Raw genomic sequence first — 10,335 nt, 5'->3', positions numbered from 1 at the left:
CGAAGAGGTAACGACTGGCTCAGTTTTACTTTGCGCGATCAGGCGCGAAGTGGCTCAGATTTCAAATGCGTTTGACACCGTCGCCGCCGATGTACCGGTCAGCGCAGTGGTCCCACCGAAGCTCCGGTGATTCGGTGTCGACGCAACGAATCCGCGACGAAGCCCGACGCCTTCATCTCTTCGACGAACGCACCGAGCAACGCGGCGGCCGCTTCGCCGCGGCTCTTCGGCACGCCCATCGCCTGACGGATCACCATGAAGCGCTCGTCGAGCAGGCGCAGGCCCGGCGTCTTCGCCACATCGGCTTCGAGCTGCTGCTTCACGCCGGCCGCGACTTCGAGCTGCTGTTCGACGAACGTCGGCACGACGGCCGGCGACGTCGGCGCACGCACGATCTGCGCTGCCTTCAGCTCGCGCGTGAGGAACAGGTCGTACGCGCTGCCCTTGCCGACCACCACACGGTTGTGTGGCTGGTCGACGTCCGCATTGCCGCGGATCGGCGAATCGTCGCGCACGAGATAGAAGCCTTCGATCAGCACGTACGGTTCGGTGAACGCGACCGTTTCGCCGCGCAGCGGATCGACCGCGAAGAAGCCGAAGTCGGCGCGCTCCTCGGTCAGCGCCTGCACCGATTTACCGGCGGCGTCGAACACCACGAGTTCCAGCTCGGCCGACAGCCGCTCGGCGAACGCGCGCGCGATGTCGATCGACACGCCGAACGGCTCGCCTGTGGCCGGGTCGCGGTTCGCAAGGATCGGGTTGCCGAGATTGATCGACGCGCGCAGCTTGCCGGTCGGGGTGAACGCGGAGAGGACGGAAGGGTCGATGGGCATGAAAGGGCTCATGGGGGAAGCGGGTGTGCGGGTTGCGCGGGCGCTCAAGGTTTGAGAATGGCGCTGATGCGCGACAGCGCATCGAGCGTATGCAACAGGTGTTGACGCAGTTCTTCCGACGCCTCTTCGTTGCGCTCGCGCTCGAGCAGCTCGAGCACGTGAAGATGCTGCTTCGCATGTTCGACGTAGCGCTCGCGATCCTGCATCGAGCGGTACGACAGCAGGCGGCGCACGCGATTCACGCGCCGGATCGTGTCGATGAAGAAACTGTTGCCCGACGCTTCGACGAGTGATTCGTGGAACCGCACGCCGCGATCGTGCAGTTGATCGGCGGTATCGGTCTCGATGCCGCCGGCGAGCAGGTGCTTCTCGACCTCGCGACACCGTTCCAGCACACGCGGATCGAGCCGGTAGCCGGGCTCGAGCAGCGCGGCCGGCTCGAGTGCGAGGCGCAGCCGGTACGATTTCAGCAGGCTGTCGGGCGTCGTCAGCATCGGCGAGAACTGCCACCCGTAGCCCGGCTTGCGTTCGGCCCAGCCTTCCTGCGCGATACGCCCGAGCACGGCGCTGAGCTGCGCGTTCGTCAGCCCGTAGCGGGTGCGGATCAGCTGTTCCGAAAATTCGTCGGGCAGCTTGCCCTTCAGGCGATCGTCCGCGATCCGGAAATAAACGCTCGTGATCACGTCGGCTTCGCCGAGACCGAGTTCGTCGACGACGTCCGACAGCGGCTCGATCACGGGCTTTGCTACGAAGAAGCCGCGATTGCGCTCGCGTGTCAGGATGCCTTTCTCGTGCAGCAGCGCGAGGGCCTCGTTAACGGGTGAACGGGACACGCGCAGGCGGTCGGCGAGCATCTGCGCGGGCAGGTGCGCGCCGACGTCCAGTCCTTCCGTCTTGATCAGTTCGACAATCTGGGTCGCGATGGAGCGGTCGATCATGTGAGTGAGCATTCGGAGCGTCGCGGGCGGCTTCGGTCTCAAGCCTCCTGCGTCGCCAGGTTCTTCTGCAATATCAGCGGGATGACGCCGCCCGAGTGCAGCAGCTCGCATTCGAGACGGGTCTCGACCGCGGCCGTCGCGTCGACGGGCTCGACGCGGCCGTTGGCGCGCACGATGCGCACGGGCACCGTGCAGCGCGGCGACAGCGCATCGGCCGGCGCGTCGACCTCGAGCTTATCACCTGGCCGGAGGTCCAGCGTGTCAGGGTGGATGCCCGTGGCGAAGCGCAGCGGCAGGATGCCCATCCCGATCAGGTTCGAGCGGTGGATGCGCTCGAAGCTGGCGGCCAGCACCGCGCGGATGCCGAGCAGCCGCTGGCCTTTCGCGGCCCAGTCGCGCGACGACCCGGTGCCGTAGCGCTCGCCGGCGACGAGTACGACCGGATTGCCTTCCTCCCGGTAACGCGCGGCCGCCTCGAAGATCGGCAACACGTCGCCGCTCGGCACGTGCAGCGTATGCGCGACCGGCATGCCGTCGCGCAGCCGGTTGACGAGGGTCCGGTTGTAGAACGCGGCCCGCATCATCACTTCCCAGTTGCCGCGCCGCGATGCGAACACGTTCAGGTCGTCGCGATCGTCGCCGCGCGATACGAGGAAATCGGCGACGAAGCTGTCCTTCGGGATCGCGCTGGCGGGCGAGATGTGATCGGTCGTCACGTCGTCGCCGAGCACCAGCAGCGGGTACGCGCTGTACGTGCCGAGCTGGCTGCCCTGCGACGCCGACGCGAACGGCGGCCGGCGCAGCGCGGTCGAGGTCGGATCCCACGGGAATTGCGCGCTGTCGGGCGCGTCGAGGTCGTGCCAGGCCGGGTTCGCACTGGCGTGCGCGAATGCGCGCGGGTAGTCGTGCGGATCGGCGGCGGCCGCCGTCAGTTCGGCGACGGCTTCGCGTGTCGGCCACAGGTCGCGCAGGTACACGGGCTGGCCGTCGGCCGTGTGCTGGAGCGGATCGCGGCTCACGTCGATTTCGGCGTCGCCGGCCAGCGCGAACGCGATCACGAGCGGCGGCGACATGATGAAGCCGAGGTCGAGATCCGGGTGGATACGCCCCGGGAAATTGCGGTTGCCCGACAGCATCGCGACCGGCCGGATCGACGCGTCGGCGAGCGCCGCCCGGATCGGCTCGGTCAGTTGCCCTGAGTTGCCGATGCAGGTCGTGCAGCCATACCCGACGATATCGAAGCCGACCGCCGACAGGTCGTCGATCAGCCCGGCCCGTTCGAGATAGGCCGCCGCCGCGGGCGAACCGGGACCGAGCGACGTCTTGACCCATGCCGGCACCTTCAGCCCGAGCGCACGCGCGTTGCGCGCGACGAGGCCGGCTGCGATCAGCAGCGCGGGATCGGACGTGTTCGTGCAGCTCGTGATCGCGGCGATCGCGACCGGATGCTTCGGCATCGACGGATGCGGATGCGCGGGATGGAACGCGAGCGGCGCGAGCGCGGCGGCCGTCTGCGAATGATCGAGCAGGTCCTGCGGGCGGCGCGGCCCGGCGACGTGCATTCCGATCGACGCGAGGTCGATGTCGATCGTGCGCGTGTAGCGCGGTTCGGCATCCGGATCGAACCACAGGCCGGCTTGCCGCGTGAACGCTTCGACGAGCCGGATCGCCGATTCGGATCGGTGGGTCGCGCGCAGATAGTCGAGCGTGTTGCCGTCGACCGGGAAGAAGCCGGTCGTCGCGCCGTATTCAGGCGCCATGTTCGCGACGACCGCACGCTCGCCGGCACCGAGCGTGGCGACGCCCGGGCCGAAGAACTCGACGAACTCGCCCGATACGCCGATCGCACGCAGCCGTTGCGTGACGGTCAGCGCGAGATCGGTCGCGAGCACGCCCGCGCGCAACGCGCCGGTCAGCCGCACGCCGATCACGTCGGGAATGCGCTGCATCACGGGCATCCCGAACATCACCGTCTGCGCTTCCAGCCCGCCGACACCCCAGCCGAGCACGCCGATGCCGTTGATCATCGGTGTGTGGCTGTCGGTGCCGATCAGCGTGTCGGGCACGGCCCAGCGCTCGCCGTTGCGCTCGAGCGTCGTGACCACCGTCGCCAGTTGCTCCAGGTTGATCGTATGCATGATCCCGGTGCCCGGCGGATGAATGCGTACGCCCGTCAGCGACTTCGATGCCCAGCGCAGGAACCGGTAGCGCTCCGCGTTGCGGCGCAGTTCGAGCTGCAGGTTCAGCGGCGCGGCGTCCGGCCGCGCGAAATATTCGACGGCCAGCGAGTGGTCGACCGACGAATCGACCGGCAGCATCGGGTTCAGCGACGCCGGGTCCGCGCCGGCTTCGGCTAGCGCATCGCGCATGCCGGCGATGTCGACGAGCGCCGGCGTGCTGGTCGTGTCGTGCATCAGCACGCGGTTCGGCTGGAACGCGATCTCGGCCTCGCTCGTCGCGCGGCGCGTCCATTCGACGATCGCGTCGACCGCTTGCCGTCGCTCATCCCCGTCGGTGTTGCGGATCACGTTTTCGAGCAGCAGGCGCAGCACGACGGGCAGTTCACGCAGCGTGGCGCCGAACTGGCCGGGGAGATCGACGAAACGAAACGACGCGCCGTCGACCGTCAACCGGGCTTCCGAGGGGGAGTTGGTGTTTTCCATGACTGTATTTTTGCACTTTAACAAGTAAAAATGCAATCTAGTGCTAACCCGACATACCAAAATCAGGAGACGACCGTGACGAAAACAGCCAACGACCCGGGCGAAAACGGTCCGGATCAGATGCGTCGCCGCGTGATAGGGCACACGGCGGCGCTCGGTGCGCTCGCGATCCTCGGCGCGGCCGCCGGGCCGGTTTCGGCAGACGAATCACACAAGGCTTTGAAAGGAAAAACACCCATGTTTGCTTATGTCGGATCGCGCACCACGCGCGAACGAAACGCCCGCGGCGACGGGATCAGCGTCTACCGCGTCGACACCGGGACGGGGGCGCTCGAACTCGTGCAACTCGTCAAGGATCTGGTGAATCCGTCGTTTCTCGCGCTGAGCGCGAACGGCGAGCACCTGTACACGGTCCACGGCGACCTGAGCGACATCAGCGCATTCAAGGTAGACAAGGCCAGCGGCAAGCTCACGTTCCTGAATCGCCAGAGCACGCAAGGCAAGAACCCCGTGCATCTCGCGATCGATCCGACCGGCCGCTACGTCGTCGTGTCGAACCACATCGGCGCGAGCCTGGCGGTACTGCCGATCGCGCAAGACGGTTCGCTGCATGAGATCACGCAACTCGTCACGCTCGAAGGCCCGATCGGTCCGCACCGCGTCGAGCAGAAGCAGGCGAAGCCGCACTTCAATCCGTTCGACCCGACCGGGCAATTCGTGATCGTGCCGGACAAGGGGCTCGACCGCGTGTTCTCGTTCCGGTTCAAGGACGGGCGGCTCGCGCCGGCCGATCCGGCATTCGTCGTCACGCGCGAGACGGCCGGCCCGCGTCACGTCGCCTTCCATCCGAACGGCGCGCTCGCGTACGTCGTCAACGAACTTGATTCGACCGTCACGACTTATCGGTACACGTCGTCGAACGGTGCGCTGACGCCCGTGCAGATCGTGTCGTCGCTGCCGGACACGTACACCGGCAACAGCCGCGCGTCGGAGATCGAGGTCGATCCGGCCGGGCGCTTCGTCTACGCGTCGAACCGCGGCGACGACAGCATTGCCGTGTTCCGCATCGACCCGGCCAGCGGCCATCTCGCGTTCGTCGCGGCCGAATCGACCGGCGGCCGCACGCCGCGCTTCATGACCGGCACGCCGGACGGCCGCTTCATGTACGCGCTGAACGAAGACAGCGACAGTATCGTCGCGTTCGCGATCGATGCCGCGACGGGCCGCCTCAAGCCGACCGGCTTCTCGGTCGCGTCGGGCAGCCCCGTCTGCATGGTGTTCTCCGGACACCGCGCGTAATCCTTCACGCCCCATCAGGAGACAGCCGGCGGCAGGTCCGCCGGTGCACAACCATGAATCAAGTAACCCCTATCGACGAACGCGCGCTGGTGCGCAAGATCGCGTGGCGCATCATCCCGTTCGTGTTCGTCCTCTACATCATTTCGTATCTCGACCGCGCGAACATCGGCTATGCCGCGTTGCAGATGAACAAGGAGCTCGCGCTGTCGAGCGAGGCGTTCGGCTTCGCGTCGGGCATCTTCTTCATCGGGTATTTCCTGTTCGAAGTGCCCAGCAACGTGATGCTCAACAAGTTCGGCGCACGCGTGTGGATCGCGCGGATCCTGGTGACGTGGGGCGTCGTGTCGGTGATCTCCGCATTCGTGCAGGACGCGACGCAGCTCTACGTGCTGCGGTTCCTGCTCGGCGTGGCGGAAGCGGGCTTCTTCCCCGGGATCATCGTGTACCTGACCTACTGGTTCCGTGCGAAGGAGCTCGCGACGACCGTCGCGCTGTTTACGGCCGCGATCCCGGTGTCGTACATCATCGGCGCGCCGCTTTCGACGTGGATCATGGATCACGTCCACTGGTTCCAGTGGAGCGGCTGGCGCTGGATGCTCGTGCTCGAAGGCGCGCCCGCGCTGGTCGGCGGGATCCTGTGCTTCCTGTACCTGACGGACCGCCCGGGCGACGCGAAGTGGCTCACGCCCGCGGAGCGCGCGTGGCTGCTGAACGAACTCGACAACGACCGCAAGGCGCGGCCGCGTGCGCAGCATCTCGGTTCGCTGAAGACGATGACGAACCCGAAGGTGTTGTACCTGTCGTTCATCTACTTCGTGTATCAGTGCGGCAGCCTCGGCGTCGGTTACTGGATGCCGCAGATCATCAAGGGCTTCTCGTCGAGGCTCTCGCATACCGAGATCGGGCTCATCGCGACGGTGCCCTACGTGGTTGCGACGATCGCGATGGTCGTGTGGTCGCGTCGTTCGGACCGGCGCAGCGAACGACGCCTGCATTCGGCGATTCCGCTGGCGGTGGCCGCCGCGGCGCTGCTCGGCGCGGGCCTGTCGACGAACCCGTACGTGTCGATCGCGATGATCAGCCTGAGCCTCGCGGGCCTGTACGCGTTCAAGTCGCCGTTCTGGGCGTTGCCGACGCTGTTTCTCAGCCGCTCGACCGCGGCCGTGTCGATCGCGGTGATCAACTCGATCGGCAACCTCGGCGGCTTCGTCGGGCCGTTCATGATCGGCTTCGTCAAGGGAACGGGGCAGAGCGCGACGCCTGGTCTGCTGTTTCTCGCGGCGCTGCTCGTCGTGTCGTTCCTGATGACGTTCTTCATTCGCGTTCACGAACAGCCGGCCGACGACACGCCGTCGAACGTGGTGAACCAGACCCATTGAAACGATGACGCGTAATCCGGCGGCGAGCCGGGACATATAACCGAAAGAGGAGATCGATTGATGAAGAAGTTTTCATTTTGCTTGGTTGTACTGAATTCAGTGCCGGCGATCGCGCTGGCGCAAAGCAGCGTGACGCTATACGGGATCATCGACAGCGGCATCAATTACACCAGCAACGTGCAGACGGCACGGACGGCGGCAGGCCCGGTCGGCGGCCATCAGATCGCGATGATCGAAGGCGGGTCGGCCGGCCTGCAGGGGAGCCGCTGGGGGCTCAAGGGCAGCGAGGATCTCGGCGGCGGTCTCAAGGCACTATTCGTGCTGGAGAGCGGTTTCTACAGCAACAACGGCGTGCTGAACCAGGGCGGCGCGATGTTCGGGCGGCAGGCGTATGTCGGCCTGAGCCATCCGGTCGGCACGGTCACGCTCGGGCGGCAGTACGATCCCGTCGTCGACTTCTATGGGCCGTTCCTCGCCGCGCCGCAGTGGGGCGGCTACATGACCTCGCATCCGGGCGACCTCGACAATGCGTTGAACACGCGCCGCATCAACAATTCGATCAAGTTCCGCAGCGCCAGCTACCGCGGGCTGACGCTCGAAGCGTTGATGAATCTCGGCGGCACCGCCGGGTCGTTCTCGACCAACTGGATCTGGGGTGCCGGCGCGTCGTATGCGGCGGGGCCGTTTTCGATCGGCGCGGGTTACCTGAACGTCCGCAACCCGAACACGTCGTTCTTCGGCGCGAATCCGAATGCCGGTCCGGCGACGAGCAACAACCTCGGCAGCGCCGGCAGCGCGAGTGTGCCGGAGATCAACCCTGTGTTCGCCGGCTATGCGTCCGCGAATCGGCTCGAAATCGCCGGCGTCGGAGCGGGCGTGACGCTGGCCGCACTCAGCGTCAACCTCGCGTATTCGAATACGCGCTTCGAGGGGTTGGGCTCCGCGTCGGGGCCGAATGCGCTGCGTTACGCGGGCACCGCGGCATTCAACAACGTCGAGATCAACGCGAAATACCAGTTCACGCCGTCGTTGCAGGCGGGTGTCGCCTACGACTACACGAGGAACGGCGGCGCCGGCGGCAAGGGCGGCGCGAACTACAACCTGTTCAGCGCGGGTGTCGATTATTTCCTGTCGAAGCGCACGGACGTTTATACGGTTGCCGTGTTCGAGAAGGCGAGCGGGACGGATTCGCTCGGGCAGCCGGCGGTTGCGCAGATTACCGGGTTGACGCCGTCCGCGACCGACAAGCAGGTTTCATTGCGGATCGGGTTGCGTCACAGGTTCTGAACAGGCGGAGCGACTGGAACGGCGCGCGTAAAGCCGGGTTTCCGCGGCGTGCCGGTGACACGGGGCGGGCGTTTGCCCGACCCGTTTTTTACCGTGGCGATTACTTGACCGCGACTTCCGTATGCACGACTTGCGGCGGGCTTTTGAAGAACGGGCCCGCCAGCTGTCGCCATGCCTGGAAGTCGTCCGATTGCCGGAAATGCACCATGTGGTCGTCCACGGTGTCCCACTTGACGACGAGCAGGTAGCCGCCGCTGCGCTCGATCACGCGGTGCAGCTCGGCGCCGCCGCAGCCGCGCGCACGCGCGAACAGCGGGAGTGCCTGGCGAACCGCCGCTTCGAATTGCTCGGCCTGCGACGGATCGATGTCGAGCGATGCCATTTCCAGAATCATTGATGCTCCATAGGGGGTGAATGATGCGAACGGATCGTGATGCGACGTGCGCCGGGGCCGGCGCATCCGGCAACGATACCGGAAGTCGGCTGCGCGGTGGTCGCATGCGGTTCCCGCGAAGCCGAAAATGACGTCATGCCTTCCTGATCAGCAGCTTCAGCGACACGGACAACGCGGCGGACACCGCGAGAATCGCCGCCATCGCCCAGATCCCGGCAGCGAACGAGCCGGTCGACTGCTTCAGGAAGCCGACGAGGTAGGGGCCGGCAAAGCCGCCGAGCGTACCGATCGAGTTGATGAACGCGAGCCCGCCGGCCGCCGCGACGCCGGTCAGGAAGCGCGTCGGAATCGTCCAGAAGATCGCGCGGGCCGAGCTGACCGCGACCACCGCGACGCTGAGGCCGACCATCTCCAGCACCACGCCGTGCGAGACGGCGGACAGTGCGAGACCCAGCCCGCCCAGCAGGCATGCGCTGCACAGATGGAAGATCTTGCGGCCGCTGCGGTCCACCGCGCGCGCCCAGATCATCATTCCAGCCACCGCGGCGAGATACGGCACGGTCGACAGCAACCCGATGGATGCGAGGCTGAGCCCGTGACTCTTCAGGATGATCGGCAGCCAGATGCCGACGCCGTACGAACCGAGTACGAAGCCGAACTGGATCGTCGCGAGGAGCAGCACGCGGCCGTCCTTCAGCGCGGCGAACAGCGCCTTCTTCGGCTTCTCGCGCGGTTCCTCGGCGAGCATCGCGACGAGTTCGCTGCGCTCGTCGGACGTGAGCCAGTACGCATCCTTCGGATCGTCGCGCAGCCAGACGAGCACCGCGATGCCGATGAGTACCGCGGGGAGGCCCTGCACGATGAACATCCACTGCCAGCCGTGCAGCCCGGCGACGCCATTCAGGCTCAGCAGCGCCGCCGACATCGGGCCGCCGACGACCGACGACAGCGGCACGCCGAGCATGAACAGCGCCAGCACGCGCACGCGGTACTGCGCGGGGAACCAGCATGCGAGAAAGAACGTGACGCCCGGGAAGAAGCCGGCCTCGGCAATGCCGAGCAGCAGGCGCAGCACGTAGAAGCTGGCCGGCCCCTGCGCGAGCGCCGTCGCGGTTGCCGCGATGCCCCAGGTGATCATGATCCGAGCGAGCCAACGGCGCGCGCCGTAGCGGTACAGCGCGAGGTTGCTCGGGATCTCGAACAGGCAATAGCCGGCAAACAGGATGCCCGCGCCCCAGCCGAACTGCGTCGGGGTCAGCCCGAGCTCGTGGTTCATCGTGAGTGCGGCGAAGCCGACGCTCGTGCGGTCAATATAGTTGAAGACGAACGCGAGCGTCAGCAGCGGCAGCAGGCGCCACGCGTTCTTGCGCAGTGCACGCTGCCGGACGGCTTGCCGGTTCGCGTCGGGAACGGATGCCGTGTCAATCGTCATTGATTCGGAATGCATGATCGATTCTTCGACGATCCCGACGTGCACAGGCGCAGCGCTGCCGGGCGAGATGCGCCATCGCATGCGCATCGGCCCGGTCGCGGCGATCGTCG

8 protein-coding genes are annotated in these 10,335 nt (G+C 66.4%); 3 read left to right on the top strand and 5 right to left on the bottom strand.

The window, feature by feature from the left end:
• Positions 1 to 98 precede the first annotated feature (98 nt).
• The 3 genes from DIE17_RS35530 to acnA are packed head-to-tail and all read right to left on the bottom strand — an operon-like array spanning position 99 to position 4,434.
• Complete coding sequence (locus tag DIE17_RS35530) at positions 99 to 833, bottom strand: ABC transporter substrate-binding protein (RefSeq protein WP_124489684.1); 735 nt, start codon at positions 831 to 833, stop codon at positions 99 to 101.
• Positions 834 to 877: 44 nt separating this feature from the next.
• The gene (locus DIE17_RS35525) at positions 878 to 1,771 is read right to left on the bottom strand and encodes a GntR family transcriptional regulator (protein ID WP_124489683.1); all 894 of its coding nucleotides are present in this window, start codon (positions 1,769 to 1,771) and stop codon (positions 878 to 880) included.
• A 38-nt stretch (positions 1,772 to 1,809) separates the two neighbouring features.
• Positions 1,810 to 4,434, bottom strand: a complete 2,625-nt coding sequence (gene acnA / locus DIE17_RS35520) for an aconitate hydratase AcnA (protein ID WP_124489682.1) — start codon at positions 4,432 to 4,434, stop codon at positions 1,810 to 1,812.
• Positions 4,435 to 4,671: 237 nt separating this feature from the next.
• Here acnA and DIE17_RS35515 point away from each other — a divergent pair, with 237 nt between their 5' ends.
• The 3 genes from DIE17_RS35515 to DIE17_RS35505 are packed head-to-tail and all read left to right on the top strand — an operon-like array spanning position 4,672 to position 8,399.
• Positions 4,672 to 5,733, top strand: coding sequence for a lactonase family protein (locus DIE17_RS35515; protein WP_124489681.1), 1,062 nt, complete (start codon positions 4,672 to 4,674; stop codon positions 5,731 to 5,733).
• A gap of 53 nt (positions 5,734 to 5,786) precedes the next feature.
• On the top strand, positions 5,787 to 7,112 hold the full coding sequence (locus DIE17_RS35510; RefSeq protein WP_124489680.1) for an MFS transporter: 1,326 nt from the start codon (positions 5,787 to 5,789) through the stop codon (positions 7,110 to 7,112).
• A 60-nt stretch (positions 7,113 to 7,172) separates the two neighbouring features.
• Positions 7,173 to 8,399 carry a porin gene (locus DIE17_RS35505; protein ID WP_124489679.1) on the top strand — a complete coding sequence of 409 codons (1,227 nt, stop codon included), beginning with the start codon at positions 7,173 to 7,175 and terminating at the stop codon, positions 8,397 to 8,399.
• A gap of 100 nt (positions 8,400 to 8,499) precedes the next feature.
• On the opposite strand, the gene DIE17_RS35500 is transcribed toward DIE17_RS35505, so the two are convergent.
• Both DIE17_RS35500 and DIE17_RS35495 read right to left on the bottom strand, forming a co-directional pair.
• Positions 8,500 to 8,793: an antibiotic biosynthesis monooxygenase gene (locus DIE17_RS35500; RefSeq protein WP_124489678.1), complete on the bottom strand. Its 294-nt coding sequence runs from the start codon at positions 8,791 to 8,793 to the stop codon at positions 8,500 to 8,502.
• Between the two features lie 133 nt (positions 8,794 to 8,926).
• Positions 8,927 to 10,225, bottom strand: coding sequence for an MFS transporter (locus tag DIE17_RS35495; protein ID WP_124489687.1), 1,299 nt, complete (start codon positions 10,223 to 10,225; stop codon positions 8,927 to 8,929).
• Between the last annotated feature and the right edge of the window lie 110 nt (positions 10,226 to 10,335).

The organism is Burkholderia sp. Bp9099 (genome assembly GCF_003857805.1).
GTDB lineage: Bacteria > Pseudomonadota > Gammaproteobacteria > Burkholderiales > Burkholderiaceae > Burkholderia.
The sequence above is the reverse complement of the archived record's forward strand: the minus strand, read 5'-3'. Positions and strand labels throughout refer to the sequence as shown.